Annotated in this window: 10 protein-coding genes and 2 pseudogenes; 4 read left to right on the forward strand and 8 right to left on the reverse strand. The window is 62.9% G+C overall.

Features of this window, described 5'->3' with window-relative positions; translation table 11 throughout:
* Positions 1–25 precede the first annotated feature (25 nt).
* Entirely contained in the window at positions 26–751 is a 726-nt protein-coding gene (locus AC07SU_RS08575; protein WP_494996771.1) for a fimbrial biogenesis chaperone, read from the forward strand.
* The gene (locus AC07SU_RS08580; protein ID WP_494996772.1) at positions 748–1,767 is read left to right on the forward strand and encodes a fimbrial protein; all 1,020 of its coding nucleotides are present in this window, start codon (positions 748–750) and stop codon (positions 1,765–1,767) included. Before AC07SU_RS08575 ends, AC07SU_RS08580 begins: the two co-directional genes overlap by 4 nt.
* A 6-nt stretch (positions 1,768–1,773) precedes the next feature.
* Here AC07SU_RS08580 and AC07SU_RS08585 read toward each other — a convergent pair whose 3' ends face one another.
* The 5 genes from AC07SU_RS08585 to AC07SU_RS08605 all read right to left on the reverse strand — a co-directional run bounded on the left by AC07SU_RS08585 (position 1,774) and on the right by AC07SU_RS08605 (position 9,336).
* The gene (locus AC07SU_RS08585; protein WP_494996773.1) at positions 1,774–3,039 is read right to left on the reverse strand and encodes a carbohydrate porin; all 1,266 of its coding nucleotides are present in this window, start codon (positions 3,037–3,039) and stop codon (positions 1,774–1,776) included.
* Between the two features lie 58 nt (positions 3,040–3,097).
* A complete protein-coding gene (locus AC07SU_RS08590) occupies positions 3,098–5,506 on the reverse strand; it encodes a glucose/quinate/shikimate family membrane-bound PQQ-dependent dehydrogenase (protein WP_494996774.1) in 2,409 nt (802 codons plus the stop codon).
* Between the two features lie 192 nt (positions 5,507–5,698).
* Positions 5,699–6,445: an IclR family transcriptional regulator gene (locus AC07SU_RS08595; protein ID WP_494996775.1), complete on the reverse strand. Its 747-nt coding sequence runs from the start codon at positions 6,443–6,445 to the stop codon at positions 5,699–5,701.
* Between the two features lie 519 nt (positions 6,446–6,964).
* Positions 6,965–8,302 (reverse strand): MFS transporter, encoded by a 1,338-nt coding sequence (locus AC07SU_RS08600; RefSeq protein WP_494996776.1) that lies wholly within the window; start codon positions 8,300–8,302, stop codon positions 6,965–6,967.
* A 65-nt stretch (positions 8,303–8,367) separates the two neighbouring features.
* On the reverse strand, positions 8,368–9,336 hold the full coding sequence (locus tag AC07SU_RS08605; protein ID WP_494996777.1) for a hydroxyacid dehydrogenase: 969 nt from the start codon (positions 9,334–9,336) through the stop codon (positions 8,368–8,370).
* Positions 9,337–9,637: 301 nt separating this feature from the next.
* On the opposite strand from AC07SU_RS08605, the gene AC07SU_RS08610 reads away from it, so the two are divergent.
* The gene (locus tag AC07SU_RS08610; protein WP_494996778.1) at positions 9,638–10,312 is read left to right on the forward strand and encodes an RraA family protein; all 675 of its coding nucleotides are present in this window, start codon (positions 9,638–9,640) and stop codon (positions 10,310–10,312) included.
* Positions 10,309–11,529, forward strand: a complete 1,221-nt coding sequence (locus tag AC07SU_RS08615) for an MFS transporter (protein WP_494996779.1) — start codon at positions 10,309–10,311, stop codon at positions 11,527–11,529. Before AC07SU_RS08610 ends, AC07SU_RS08615 begins: the two co-directional genes overlap by 4 nt.
* Before the next feature lie 27 nt (positions 11,530–11,556).
* Here AC07SU_RS08615 and AC07SU_RS08620 read toward each other — a convergent pair whose 3' ends face one another.
* The 3 genes and pseudogenes from AC07SU_RS08620 to AC07SU_RS08630 form a co-directional block, all read right to left on the reverse strand.
* Entirely contained in the window at positions 11,557–12,456 is a 900-nt protein-coding gene (locus AC07SU_RS08620) for a proline iminopeptidase-family hydrolase (RefSeq protein ID WP_176997660.1), read from the reverse strand.
* Between the two features lie 258 nt (positions 12,457–12,714).
* Positions 12,715–13,257: pseudogene (locus AC07SU_RS08625) on the reverse strand (methyl-accepting chemotaxis protein); the annotation flags it as partial.
* A 321-nt stretch (positions 13,258–13,578) separates the two neighbouring features.
* Positions 13,579–14,658: pseudogene (locus AC07SU_RS08630) on the reverse strand (HAMP domain-containing protein); the annotation flags it as partial.
* Positions 14,659–14,779: the final 121 nt, after the last annotated feature.

The raw sequence follows: 14,779 nt of genomic DNA on the forward strand, positions 1-14,779 counted from the left end.
CTTTCAACCCTTTTGGAGCACCCTGATGTCTCGATTGATGTTCAACCGTTTTGCCCGCCTGGTGCTGGTCTGTGTGCCATTGCTGGCGAATGCCGCCGTGGTGCCCGACCGCACCCGGGTGATTTACGAAGAGGGCGCCACCTCGGTGAGCGTCACCGTGAGCAACAAGAACCTGCAACTGCCCTTTGTGGTGCAGTCGTGGATCGAAGATGCCAGCGGCAAAAAAATCAGCTCGCCGTTCATGGTGCTGCCGCCGCTGCAACGCATCGAGCCCAATGAAAGCAGCATGCTACGCATTGTGAAGCTGCCCGAGGCCACGTTGCCCAAGGATCGCGAGTCGGTGTTCTACCTCAATATCCGCGAGATCCCGCCCAAGAGCGAGGCGGTCAACGCGATGCAGATTGCCTTGCAATCGAAGATCAAGCTGTTCTACCGCCCGGCATCGGTCAAGCGAGAGCGCGGTGAAGACCTGGCCCAGCGGCTGAACCTGAAAATCGACCCCATCGGCAAGCAACTGTTGATCGACAACCCGTCACCGTTCCATATCACCGTGGTGGGCCTGCTGGCCGGGCCGCAGATGACCAAGCTGCCGGTCGAGACCGTGATGATCGCGCCGTTCAGTGGCGCACGGTTGCCGTTGAGCACCACCGCTCTCGGTGAACTGCGGGTGTCGAACATGAATGACTTCGGCGGCCAGACCGACACGCTGTTCCAGTGCGCAGCCGAGGCGTGCAAGGCAGTGAAACCGTGAACATCAAACCACTGCTGAGCGTGGGGTTGGCGCTGCTGATGCTGGGATTTTCCAGCGCGTCGTGGGCCCTGATCTGCAAGTCGCAGTCCGACGGCGATTTTCTCAGCGAATACATCGGCCCGGTGTCGGTGCCGGACACAGTGCCCGACGGTACGATCATCTGGCGCTCGCAAACCCATGTGGTGCCGGCCAAGTGCTGGAAGCTGCGGGACATACACTTCAACGAAGACGACCCGATCTATTTCTATGGCAACCCCGCGGGGCTCAATGCCACGGCCTGGGGCATCGAGTTCGGCCTGGTGTACCGGCAGGTGACGGCCTGGGATGGGGATTGGAGTTCCGACCCGACCCTGGGCGTCAATACCGGGTTCGTGTCTCGTGGCTGCCCGGCGGCCACCAACAATGAAGAGATGCTGCCGTGTTCATTGGCCACGCCGAACATTGCGTTTCAGGTGGTGATCCGCAAGCGCGGGCTGCTGCCCTTGCAGCGCCCGTCCCAGGACACCTACGACGTCTTCCAGTTTGACGGCCAGTACGGTCTCAACGGTGGGGTGGGCAACCCGTTCAACAACTTCCGCTTCAAGCTCAGCGGCCTGCAGAACATTGTCGGCACGGCGTGCACGGTCGACGTCACGGTGACGCCGGAACCGGGCATTGTCGATTTCGGCGTGATCCAGAAAACCGCCACGGGGCTGTCTCCGCCCAGCCCGACCAAGCCGTTCAGCCTGGCCCTGGAGAAAAAGTGCAGCAGCGCCATCAACGTCGGCGCCACCTTCGTGACCGCCAACCAGCAAGGCCTGTACACGGTGTTGCCGACGGCCGACAGCGGGTTTGGCATTCAGGTGCGCGATGGGCGTAACGCACTGGTGCCCATCAACGAACCGTTCCCCCTGGCCACCTTTGCCGCCAATGTGAGCCACATCGATGTGCCGTTCAGCGCAACGGTGGTGGCCCAGGGGGACCCCCAGGTCGGCGCGTTCGAAGCCATTATGGTGGTGCAGATCATCTACTACTGAGGCGCCTTAGAAGCTCGCCTTGACCTGCAACCCCAGCACCAGGGCATTGTCGATGTCGCTGCCGGAAAACGCCCCGGGCTCGATGATGTATTGCACGTCCGGGCGCAGGGTCAGCCACGGCGTGGCCTGGTAGCCGTAACTCAGCTCGATCAACTGCTCGGCGTTGTTCAGGTTGGGGTAGTCGGTGCCGGCGTTGAACGCGGCCAGTTCCTGCGCGTCACGGCTGCGCGGGTTGGGCACGGCGCGGCCATAGCCCAGGGCGAGGGTGTCGCGCGGGCGGCCTTCGAACGGTTTGTACAGCACCACGCCCGCGCCATACCACCGGGTGAAGGGTGATGCGGCCAAGCTTGCTGCCGAGTACTGGCCGAAGGCGTGCAACACGCGGCCGGCAGAGGACTCCGAAGCCCACACCGCCTGGTCGACCAGCAAGTAATGCCCGCTGCGCCCGCTGACTTCCTGTTTACTACCGATGCGTTTCACGTCGGAGCTGTCGTAGTAATACCCCACCTTGTATTCACCCGGCAGGGTGCCCGCGTGCTTGTAGATCAGCTCGATGGGCAGCACGGTGCCGGTGGTGCGTTTCGGGTCCAGGCGCCAGGCGCGGCTGGAGTTGCCGTTGCTGTCCGGGTCCACGTTGAAGGCGGCGACGCGCAGTTGCCAGTTTGGTGAAAAGTCGTATTTCACCCGCGCACCCAGGCGTGCGTTCGGGTAGTTGGTCCAGCCGCTGCCACCGGACATGTTCAGCGGGTGGCCGCAGAAACCGGCGTTCATGAAGTTGCACAGGATGCCGCTGTCGAGGCCGCCAAGGTCGTTGCCCATGGCCATGTAGCCGAGCTTGACGTTGAGCGCCGGGGTGAACAGGGTTCGCTCGTAGCTCAGCTCGGTGAGGCGGGTGTAGAGGCCGCCGTAGTTTTCCTGGATCGGCAGGCGGTTGCCCACCAGGTCCTCTGAAGCGCTGTTGCCGCGACGGTCGTTGATCGTGACCTGGATGCGGTCGCCATTATTGAAACCGTAGAGCTTGCCCAGGTCGAACTGCACGCCGAGCTTGATGTTTTGGGAGTAGCGCGCCGAGCGGTGCAGGCCGCCATCGGCGTTGTAGGCGGTCTCGCCGCTGTAGTCGCCGGTGAAGCGAATGCCTTGTTCGTCGAGTTCGCGGCGCAGGCCGCCCCAGTCGCCGGTCAAGGTGGTGTCATCGGCTTGCACGGGCAGGGCTGCGCCCAGGGCCAGGCCAAGCAACAGGCGCCCAAGGGAAATCTGAGAAGTGGGGGTCATGCGAAATTTTCCAAAAAAAAGCGCGGCGCCGGGGGAGGCGCCGCGCAAACAGAAGGGGTTATGGCAGGGCGTAGGCGATCACATAGTCGCCACGGTCCGTGGACTGGCGTGCGCCGCCAGCGGTGATGACGATGTACTGCTTGCCGGTCTTGGGCGACACGTAGGTCATCGGACCGCCTTGGCTGCCCACGGGCAGGCGGGCTTTCCAGACTTCGTCACCGTTGCCGCTGTTGAAGGCGCGCAGGTAGAAGTCCTGGGTGCCGGCGATGAAGATCAGGCCACCTTGGGTGGACAGGGTGCCGCCGAGGGTTGGCAGGCCAATCTTGATCGGCAGGTGCATGCGGATGCCCAGGGGGCCGGTGTCTTCAACGGTGCCCACCGGCACTTGCCAGGCGATCTTCTGGGTTTTCATGTCGATGGCGGTCAGGGTGCCGAACGGTGGTGCCTGGCACGGAATACCGGCCACCGACAGGAAGCGGTTTTTGTTCACCGCATACGGCGTGCCCTTGAGCGGCACGGCGCCCATGCCGGTGTTCAGCGCTTCGCCACCGGAGGAGGCCTGGGCCTTGTTCTGCGACGGCACCATCTGGATCCACAGGCCCAGGCGCATGTCGTTGACGAAGATAAAGCCATGCACCGGGTCGGTGGAGAGGCTGCCCCAGTTCATGCCGCCCAGGGAGCCCGGGAAACTCAAGGATTTGTCGGTGCCCGGCGCGGTGTACAGGCCGTCATAGCGCATGCCCTTGAAGTCGATGCGGCACAGCAACTGGTCGTACGGCGTAGCGCCCCACATGTCCGATTCGGTCAGGGTTTGCGCGCCGATCTGCGGCATGCCGACGGATTTTGGCTGGGTGGGCGAGTAAGGCTCGTTAGGGATGTTGGCGGCCTTGACCGGCACTTCACGCACGTCGGTCAACGGCTTGCCGGTGGCACGGTCGAGCACGTAGATCTGGCCGGCCTTGGTGCCGATCACCACCGCAGGCACCGCCTTGTCGCTGCCCGGTGGGGTGAAGTCGATCAGGCTGGGTTGCATCGGCAGGTCGAAGTCCCACAGGTCGTTGTGGACGGTCTGGTACACCCACTTTTCAGCACCGGTGGAGGCGTCCAGCGCCAGCACGGAAGCGCCGTATTTGTGGTTGAGCTGGGTACGTTCCACGCCATAGATGTCGGTGGACGAACTGCCCATCGGCAGGAAGACCGTGTTCATCAGCGGGTCATAGGACATCGGCGCCCAGCTGTTCGGGGTGCTGCGCACGTAGGTGCTGCCGGCGGTCGGGGCTTGCTTGTCTTCTGGGTTGCCCGGGTCGAAGGCCCAGCGCATCTGGCCGGTGATCACGTCAAAACCACGGATCACACCGCCAGGCATGTCGGTTTGCACGTTGTCAGCCACACGGCCGCCGACTACCACGGTGGTTCCGGCCATCAGCGGGGCGGAGGACAGTTGGTAGTAGCTGTCGGGGACGTCGCCCAGGCCGGCCTTGAGGTCCACTTGGCCGTGGGTGCCGAAGTCTTCGCAGAACTTGCCGGTGTCGGCGTCTACGGCGATCAGGCGCGCGTCGATGGTGTTGGTCAGCAAACGACGCTGGCACTGCGCACCGGCCGGTACGCTGGCGGCGATGATCGGCGAGCTGTTGGGCTGGGTGGGCGCGGCAATCGGCGCGGTGGCGTCGAAGTAAGCCATGCCGCGGCAACGCTGCCACACCGCTGACTTGGCGTTGACTTCGTTCTTCCACAGCTCTTTGCCGGTGTCGGCGTCGAGGGCGATCAGGTTGTTGTGCGGGGTGCAGATGAACACCTTGTTGCCGATCTGCAGCGGGGTGAGCTGGTCTTCGGCGCCGTTGCCGTCGCTGATGGCCACGTCACCGGTGTGGTAAGTCCAGGCTACTTTCAGCTTGTTGACGGTGTCGCGGTTGATCTGGTCCAGCGCGGCGAAGCGGCTGCCACCTTCGGTATTGCCGTAGTGCGCCCAGTCTTTCTGCGCATCGGCCGAGGCCACGGGCGTCACGCCCGGGCCTGCGCCGGTAGGGGCGACGCTCGGGTGCGCGACGAACATATTGCCCGCCGCAACGGCCACGCCAACGGCCAATACGGCGGCAACGCCATAGGCGCCACGCGCCGGCTTGCCCGCGAGCAGCGGGTACACCAACGCTACCACCAAGCCAATCACGCTGAACATGAACAGGCGTGAGAACAGCGGCCAGAACACCAGGCCCACATCCGCCAACGCCCAAACGGCGGTGCCCACCAGGAACGCCGCAAACAGCCACGCCCCTGCAGGCTTGCGCCGGGCAATCAGCACGCCGGAAACCGCCATGGCCAGGCCGCCGATCAGGAAGTACCAGGAGCCGCCCAGGCTGACCAGCCTGGCGCCGCCAACGGCCAGCGCCACGCCGAGCAGGGCGATGACGACGCCCAGGCCCAGCAGGATAAATCTAGAGACGCCAGCGGCGCGCGATGCTCGTTTCATATCGATAAATGCTCGAAGGTGAGAGGGCAAAGACGCGATTTTAGCAAGATAAGTAACTGGTTAGTACATTTAGCTCCGCAATAGACTATTACAGGTAATGCGATGATGCGGTGTGGCCAAATGTCGCCTGGGGTGCGATGCGGCTTTTTTTGCCTGCATCGCACCGCGTGCTGTACGCGTCTGTAAAAGACGCTAGACGGTTTTTTTACCGCGGGGCTTTTTTTGCCCGGGTTCGGTGTCGGCGCCCGCCAGTGCATCGCCGCCCAGGCTGCGTGTCAGCTCGACGGCCGCTTGTTGGAAGAGCGGGTGAAGTGTCTGCGCTTGCTCGGCGGTCAGGCGGCTGGCCGGGCCGGACAGTACCAGCGCGCCGATCAGGTTTTCGCCGGGGCCAAAAATCGGCAGGGCCATGGAGGAGGCGTGCGGGTCGGTGGCGCCGTGGGAGAAGATCGGCTTGATCATCTTCGCGGCGAGCGAATAAGGCGTGCGCAATGCTTCGGCGCCCGCCGCGCCGTCCATGGGCCGGGTATCGCCCGGTTGCAGGTGCAGGCGCAGGTGATGCGGGGAGTTCACGCGGTAGAGGCACATCCGATAGGCGCCGTGGCGCACATAGAAAGACGCGGTTTCCCCGGTTTCCTGGGTCAGGCGGTGCAGCAGGGGGGTGATGTGGCGTTCCAGGTCGAGCCCGTCCTGGTACACGGTGTTCAGGCGCATGATCTCGGTGGCCAACTGGTAGCGGCCGTCTGCCAGGCGGGTGATCAGGCCGTGGTCTTCCAGGGAGACCATCAGGCGCATGATGGTGCTTTTGATCAGGCCGGTGCGGGCGGCCAGTTCGGCCAGTTCCAGGGCGGTGTCCCCCATTTTGAAGGCGGTGAGCACGGTGAGTACCCGATCGGCCGAGGCCACCCCGGTGACTGCGGGGCGTGGGCGGGTTTTTACCATGGGGGGCTCCTTGTTGGGGGTAGGCTGCAAAATACTGGTATTGGCGGGTGGGGGCAATGTTGGGGTGGTTCTGCGATCCAAGTGTGGGAGCGGGCTTGCTCGCGAAGGCGGTCTGTCAGGCGACTGATTTTTATTGGGTGTACCGCGCGCTCTAATTGTAGGAGCTGGCTTGCCAGCGATGGCTATGTGTGTGGCGCTGGAGCTTTTTGGTTGGAGTACATATCCGTTGCTGCGGTAACGGCGGCTATGGGTTCCGCTCTTACAGCGGCTCACTTTTGATAGAGCGCAAAAGTAAGCAAAACGCTCTTGCCCCAACACTCGGCACCTCGCCTAGGCTCGGTGTGCCCGTAATCCGACAGGTATTTGGGGGGGCGCCGCCACGCGCCATCCATGGCGCGGGGCGGCTAAACCGGCATCCCTGCCGGTTTACCCCCCAAATCCCTGCCGAATTCCGGCCAGCGTGTTTGATGGGGCGCCTGAGATCAAAATCAACAGCAGATCAACAGCCTGGTCCTGCGGTTAGCTTGCGTTCGCGGGTTTGTTGAATTCAGCCGCTTCACTCACTTCTTTCATCTGTTTACGGCCCATCAACAACACCATCACGGCGCCCGCCGTGCACAGCGCGGCGAGTGGCAGCAGCGCAATGGCGTAGCTGCCTGTAGCGTGATGAATTGTGCCGTAGACGTTGACCATGATCCCGCCGCCTATCAGGTTGGCCATCGCGCCGACAGCGGCCAGGCCAGCGGCGGCGGTGGAGGAGGACAGCCAGGTGGAGACCAGTGCCCAGAACGGTCCCTTCATGGAGTACGCACCAATCAGCACCATCGACAGCATCAGCACGGTGGCGACCAAAGACGACGTCACCAGCGCCATCAGCAAGCCGGCGGTGATCAGCAGCAAAGTGGTCGCGGTGTGCCAGCGGCGTTCACCGGTTTTGTCGGAGCTGCGGCCCCACACGATCATCAGGATTGAGGCCAAGCCGTAGGGGATGGCGTTGACCAGGCCGATTTCCAGGTTGTTCAGGCCAAAGGTCTTGAGCAACTGCGGCGCCCACACGCTCATGGTGCTACCCGCTGCCGAGGCGCCGGAGTAGATCAGGGCCAATACCCAGATGTGTTTGTGGCGCAGCAGTTTCCACAGCGAGATATGCCCGATTGCGGTTTTGCGGCTGCGCTCTTCATTCAGTCGGCTGGTCAGCCAATGACGTTGTTCGTTGCTCAACCAGGTGGCGTGTTCAGGGCGGTCGGTGAGCACGAACAGGCAAGCGATACCCAGCAGTACAGCCGGAATACCTTCAATAATGAACAGCCAATGCCAGCCGCGCATGCCGAACCAGCCGTCCAGGCTCAGCAATAATCCCGACAGGGGCGAGCCGATGAAGTTGGCGCCGGGAATGGCCACCATGAAGATCGCGACCATGCGTCCACGGTAGGCCGCCGGCAGCCAGTAGGTGAGGTAAAGCAGTACGCCTGGAAAGAAGCCCGCCTCAGCCGCGCCCAACAGGAATCGCATGACGTACAGGGAGTTGGCGCCGGTGACAAAGGCGGTGCCGGCGGAGATCAGCCCCCAGGTGATCATGATCCGCGCAATCCACACCCGCGCGCCGAAGCGTTGCAGGGCCAGGTTGCTCGGCACCTCCACCAGGAAGTACGAGACAAAGAACAAGCTGCTGGCAAAACCGAAGATCGCCGGGGTGAGGCCCAGGTCCTGGTTCATCTGCAGGGAGGCCATGCCGATATTGCCGCGGTCGATGATCGCGAGCAGGTAGCAAACGATCAGGAACGGCAACAATCGCCACGCCACCTTGCGCATGGTTGCGCGCTCGAGTGCGCTGATTTCGGTAGAACGGATAGGCATGACTCTCTCCCGTGTTGTTTTTTTTGGAGATAGGTAATGAACCCGCACCCAAAGTGCGGGCGATGTCAGTGTGCGTAGAGGTGGCGGTTGACCACCGCTCGCGGCTCCGGTGCGGTGCCATCCCAGAAATCGATGATTTGTTGCAGCGCCAGCAGACCCACGCGGTCCCGTGCTTCGGCGGTGTTGGCGCCGACATGCGGCGTCGCCACCAGGGTCGGCAAACCCCACAGCGCCGAGTCCGCAGGCGGCGGTTCGGGGTTGAACGTATCAAGGCCGGCGCCGGCGATCTGGCCGGTGCTCAGGGCGTGCACGAGGGCGTCGGTGTCGATCAACTCACCGCGCGCCGTGTTGATCAGAATGCTGCCCGGGCGCATACGCTTGAACTGCGCCGGACCAAAGAGGTTGCGGTTCTGTTCGGTCAGCGGGCAATGCAGGCTGATGATATCGCAGCTCGTCAGCAGCTCATCAACGCTGTCGACACGCTGCACATTGGGCAGGTCTGCGAGATACGGGTCGAACACCTTGACGGTCATGCGCAGCGGGGCCACCAGCTCCATCAGGATCCGGCCAATGGCGCCGAGGCCCACCAGGCCGAGTGTCTTGCCCGACAGCTCGATGCCCACCGACGTCGCCTTGTCCCAATGCCCATCACGCATGCGCGCATCGAGCAGGGCGGTCTGGCGGGCGACGCTGAACATCAGCGCCAGTGCGTGCTCGGCCACGGACTGGGCGTTGGCGCCCAGGGCGATGGTTACAGGGATGCGGCGCTCGGCGGCGGCGGCAATGTCGATGGTGTCGTAGCCCACGCCGTGTTTGGCAATGATCTTCAGCGAGGTCGATGCGTTGATCATCTCCCGGGTCAATTTGCCCTGGCGCACGATGATCGCGTCGGGCTGTTCGCGGGCAATGATCGCGGTGAGTTCCTCGGCGGGTGCGTAGGGCGTCGTGGGGATGACACGCACGCCATGGGCGGCGGCGTGGGCCATGGCTTCGACGGTCAGTTCCAGGCCGGTCAGCAGCAGGGTTCGGGTCATTTTGTGCACCTTGGTGTTCTTATCGGTGTGCAGTTGGAGCGCGTTGCAGCGTTCAACAGTGGTTGAAACCTATCATAATGAAATGGCGTTGCAATAAATAAATTTTTAGAACAGCACCGGAATACACGCGATATTTTTGGTTAAGTCCTTTGCCCACTGAGATTTAAGGGCTTTTTGGCGTTTGTTTACCGTTGGTGGCAAGCGATCTGACGTCAGCCTGGAGTCTTGTTGATTTCAATTCATGATGTTAATTTTGAAATGGCGTTTCAAAATTAAATAAAAATTAGCAGAGGAATACCCCATGTCCATTGGATTCAGAGTGCTCAAGCAGCAACGCAAAGTCGCTGCCGAATGGGTCGAACGTTATCGGGCCGTGCCTGTTGCCAATGTCAGCGACTCGATGAACCGCATGACCGCGGGCGGCGCCAGCCTGCAACCGATGCATCGCTCTGGTGTGCTGGCGGGGCCTGCACTCACGGTCAAGGCGCGTCCCGGGGACAACCTCATGCTGCACCACGCGCTGGATATCGCAGAACCCGGCGACGTGATTGTGGTGGACGCCGGCGGTGACCTCAGCAATGCGTTGATCGGCGAAATGATGGTGGCTTACGCGATCAAGAAAGGCGTGGCGGGCATTGTCATCAATGGCGCCATCCGTGATGCGGCCAGCATTGGCGCGGGAGAGTTTCCGGTGTTCGCCGCCGGCGTGACCCATCGCGGCCCTTACAAAGACGGCCCGGGCGAGGTCAATGTGCCGATTGCCCTGGATGGCATGGTGATTGAACCGGGCGATCTGATCATCGGCGACGAGGATGGTTTACTGTGCGTGCCGTTCGAACAGGTCGGCGAGGTGTATGATCGCGCCTACGCCAAACATGCCGCCGAGCAGAAGCAGTTGGAACAGATTGCGCTGGGCGAAAACGACCGCTCCTGGGTCCTGAAATCCCTTGTACAAAAGGGCTGCGAGTTTATTTGAACCCTGCTTCTACCTCCCGCTGGCCCGCGCCCATCCGCGCGCTGAGCCATCGCAATTTCCAGATCTACTTTGTCGGCCAGGGCCTCTCCACCCTGGGCAAGTGGGTGCAACAGGTCGCGCTGTCCTGGCTGGCGTACCACCTGACGGGCTCGGCCGTGTTGCTGGGGGCGATTGCGTTTCTGACGCTGTTGCCTCAATTGCTGGTCGGGCCATTGGCGGGTGCCTGGTCCGACCGGCATGACAAGCGCCGTCTGTTGATGGGGGTACAAGCCATACTGGCGCTGCAATCACTGGCCCTGGCCGTGCTCACCTGGCAGCAGTTGATGGGGCGTGAAGTGATCATCGCGATGGCGCTGCTGCTGGGCTTGCTCAACGCGTTGGAAACGCCCTTGCGGCAAGCCTTGATTGGCAGTTTTGTCGACGACCCCAAGGACCTGCCCAACGCGCTCGTGCTCAATGCCATGTTGATCAACGCGGCACGCTTTATTGGCCCGCCCTTGGCGGGTTTGTTGATTAACTGGAGTGGCGAGGCCGGCTGCTTTTTGCTGACCGCCTTCGCGTTCGGCATGTTGCTGATTGGCCTGGGCAAGGTGCAAAGTCGCGCCCAGGCACGGGCCCAAGGCTCGACCGGCGAGATCTTCCGTGAAGGGTTGCGTTACCTGTGGGGCACGCGGTCCATTCGGCAACTGCTCATCAGCGTGGTGATGGTCAACCTCCTGGCGTCTTGCTACACGGTGCTACTGCCGATTCTGGCCAAGCACGTGTTCAGCGGTGACGCACAAACCCTGGGCTGGTTATGGGGCGCAGCCGGTGCGGGTGCGTTTGTGGCCACGATCTTCCTGGCGTTCGCCGGCAGTTCGTCGAACCTGAGCCGTATCATCGCGGCGGGCACGACTGTCTGCGCGGTTTCATTGTGCGCAGTGGCGGCCGACCCGCCGTTGTGGTTCACCCTGGCGGCGCTCGCCGGGCTGGGCTTCGGGATCACCGTGAGTAATGTCAGCAGCAACATGACCCTGCAAAGTGCCGCACCGGAAACGCTGCGGGGCAGGGTGATCGCCTTCTACATCGCCATGCGTTTCGGTTTTGAAGCCATCGGCGGCTTATTGGCCGGCCTGCTGGCGGCGGCGTTGAGCGTGCAATGGACATTGCTGCTGGCGGGGAGCTTGCTGGGGGGCTATCAGCTAGTCAGTTGGCTCCTCGGCCGTGGGCGCGGCTGAAAACAACCACCGGCCCACGGCGCCTTGTCAGCGGAGCGCGGGTTCTACCTGCTGCAGAAACTGCCCCACACACGCCATGCACGCCTCGCGCTCTTCCACGTGAGGCATGTGGCTGGACTGCTCGAAAATCTGCCAGCGTACGTCAGCGATGCCGTCGGCGAACGGCTGCACGGTCGCCGGGGTGGCTTCATCGTAGCGCCCGGAAATCAGCAGCGTCGGCACCTGAATGCGCGACAGGCGATCGATGATGCTCCAGTGACGCATGCTGCCGATCACGTGGAACTCGTTGGGGCCATTCATGGTGTGGTAGACGGTGGGGTCGTCTTCGATGGCCGCGTCGGTGCGCGCCACCTCGTCGGGCACCGGGTTGAGGCGGCACACATGGCGCGCGTAATACACGTCCGAGGCGGTGCGGTATTCAGCGCTGTCGGTGGTGCCGGCAGCTTCATGCCGTTGCAGAGTGGCCTGCACTTCGGCCGGCAGCGCCCGACGCAGCTCGTCGGCCGCCTCGCACCACAGGCCCATGGAGGCGGGTGAGTTGGCGATGATCAGTGCTTTGAGGCCGGCCGGTTGGCGCACCGCGTGTTCGGCGCCGAGCATGCCGCCCCAGGATTGGCCCAGCAACACGTAGTCGCGGATGCCCAGGTGAGCGATCAGGTTGTTCAGTTCGGCAAGGAACAGCTCCACCGTCCAGAAATCGCGGGTCGCTTCGCGCAGGTGGGTCGAGCGGCCATTGCCGAGTTGGTCGTAGTGCACCACGGCGCGGCCGGTGCTGGCCAAGTCCTTGAAGCTGTCGACGTAGTCATGGGTGCAGCCGGGGCCGCCGTGGGCAATGATCAAGGGCAGGCGCCCTGAATCCAGGTCGCCCGTGACCCGGAACCACGTCCGATGGCCACGGAAATCGGCATAACCTTCACGGACTTGCATGTTCTGTACCTCCTTGGTGAGCAATGAGGTACAGGCTAGCCAAAAGTGCGCGAGAAGGGCACTGGCAAAAATGATAGGTTCTGTAGGCGCCCTTAAGATCGCTATCGCCGGTAAGCCAGCTCTTACACAAGCAGAATGGGGTGCGCCGCGAACCTGTAGGAGCCGGCTTGCCGGCGATGGCGTCCGCAAAGTGGCTATCGCCGGCAAGCCAGCTCCTACACATCGATAGCGTCCGCAAGGTCGCCGCCGCCGGCAAGGTCAGAACTTGAAGCGGCCCACCAACCCTTTGAGTTGACCGGAAATATCCGTCAACCGCCCGGAACCGGTCTGTGCCGAATGGGCAAAGCCTTCGACCAACTGCGCATCCGCATGGATCTGCGCGATGTGCCGGTTGATCTCCTCGGCCACCTGATGCTGCTCTTCGGCGGCGGTGGCGATCTGGGTGTTCTGGTCGCGGATCGAATCCACCGACCCGCGGATCTTGTCGAAACTGTCGCGGGCCTGTTGGATGCGTTCCACGCTGGTGTGGGACACCAGCAGGCTGCCCTGCATCTGCTGCGTGACTTCCTGGGTGCGGCGGGCGAGGTTGCCCAGCAGGCTGTCAATCTCGCCGGTGGAGTCGGCGGTACGGCGGGCGAGGGCGCGCACTTCGTCAGCCACCACCGCAAAACCACGGCCCTGGTCACCGGCGCGGGCCGCCTCGATTGCCGCGTTGAGCGCCAGCAGGTTGGTCTGTTCGGCAATCGAGCGGATGGTGTCGAGGATGGTGTTGATGTTTTTGCTGTCCTGCTCCAGCTGCTGCATGGTCTGGGTCGAGCGCTGCAGGTCTTCACTCAACTTGAGCACGCTGCCGGTGGCTTCGCCGATGTGCTGCTGGCCGTCATGCACGTCGCGGTAGCCTTCGTCGGCACTCGACGCGGCAGCGCTGCAGGAGCGGGCTACTTCGTTGGCGGTGGCGACCATCTCGTTGAACGCGGTGCTCACCAGTTCCACGGCTTCCCGCTGGCGCCCGGCCGCCTGGTTCATGTTGTGCGCCACCTCGCTGGTGTCGGCGGCGGCGGTCTGCAGGTCGGAGGACGCGTTGCCGATGCGCTGCACCAGCTGGGCAATCATGCTCAGGAACTGGTTGAACCAGCCCGCCAGGCTCGCGGTTTCGTCCTTGCCCTCGACCTTGAGCTGGCGCGTCAGGTCACCTTCACCTTCGGCAATCTCCTGCAGGCCGTCGGCAACCCCACGGATCGGACGCACGATCACCCGGGCAAAACTGGCACCGACAATCGCAAAGATTACCGCCAGCACCGCCGCGATGGCGGCGATCAACCAGGTGAGGCTAGCGGCCTGGGCCATGACCTCATCGCGCTTGATCAGGCCGATAAAGCGCCAGCCCAGGTCTTTGGAACTGACCACGTTGGCCATGTAGGTCACGCCGTTGATGTCGATCTGGGTCACGCCATCGCCACGCTTGGCCAGCTCGGCGTAATTGGCGCCCAGGTCAGCCAGGGGCTTGAAGTTGTGCTTGGCATCGCTGGGGTCGACCAGCACGTTGCCATTGGCTTCGACCAGCATCAAGTAGCCGCTGTCGCCGAGCTTGATGTTGCGCACCAGCTCAGTGAGCTGCTTGAGCGACACGTCCAGGCCGACCACGCCAAGGATATTGCCGCTGGCATCGGCCACGGTGTGCACGGTGCCGATCAGCGTCACGTCGTCCGGCGCCCAATAATAGGCGCCGGTGCGCACGGTCTTGCCCGGCGCGGCGATGGCCGCCTGGTACCAGGGGCGCACGCGTGGGTCGTAGTTGTTCAGCTTGGTGTCGTCGGGCCAGCTGGCGTAGCCGCCATCCTTCAAACCCAGGGACAGGTAGGCGGTGCTCGGGTGGCTCTTGGCGAACTGGTCGAAAATCTCCAGCAGCGTCTTGTTGGTCGGGGTGAGGGGGATTTGCGCGGCGTCGGCGCCGGCGTAGCTCTTGAGGTCCTTGGCCGCGACAACGCGCGGGTCCTTGGCCACGTAGTCGACGTTCTGGCTGATGCCGTCGAAGAACTGCTTCATGCCATTGTCGATCTGGCGGATCTCGCGGCCGCTGCTGTCGAGGAAATTGGCCAGGGCCCCCTCGCGCAGGTTCAGCACAACCAGCACCGCGACCAAAATAACCGGGACGCACGCGATGGCGGCAAACGCCCAGGTCAGCTTTTGCTTGATATTCATGACTTCACCTGCGGGTATTTATAATTTTGGCAAGGAGAAAACAGTAGCGTCGAGCGTCGCATGTGTTGTTTTGAGGGGATAGGGCCCATGCGTACCCCCTGTATATCGACTGCGGGGGAAC

This window comes from Pseudomonas sp. GW821-FHT05H12 (genome assembly GCF_059419385.1).

Coding starts and splice junctions, on each gene's coding strand:
- AC07SU_RS08605 (WP_494996777.1), bottom strand. CDS start 9,336: ATGACCCGAACCCTGCTGCTGACCGGCCTGGAACTGACCGTCGAAGCC.
- AC07SU_RS08600 (WP_494996776.1), bottom strand. CDS start 8,302: ATGCCTATCCGTTCTACCGAAATCAGCGCACTCGAGCGCGCAACCATG.
- AC07SU_RS08620 (WP_176997660.1), bottom strand. CDS start 12,456: ATGCAAGTCCGTGAAGGTTATGCCGATTTCCGTGGCCATCGGACGTGG.
- AC07SU_RS08610 (WP_494996778.1), top strand. CDS start 9,638: ATGTCCATTGGATTCAGAGTGCTCAAGCAGCAACGCAAAGTCGCTGCC.
- AC07SU_RS08585 (WP_494996773.1), bottom strand. CDS start 3,039: ATGACCCCCACTTCTCAGATTTCCCTTGGGCGCCTGTTGCTTGGCCTG.
- AC07SU_RS08575 (WP_494996771.1), top strand. CDS start 26: ATGTCTCGATTGATGTTCAACCGTTTTGCCCGCCTGGTGCTGGTCTGT.
- AC07SU_RS08590 (WP_494996774.1), bottom strand. CDS start 5,506: ATGAAACGAGCATCGCGCGCCGCTGGCGTCTCTAGATTTATCCTGCTG.
- AC07SU_RS08595 (WP_494996775.1), bottom strand. CDS start 6,445: ATGGTAAAAACCCGCCCACGCCCCGCAGTCACCGGGGTGGCCTCGGCC.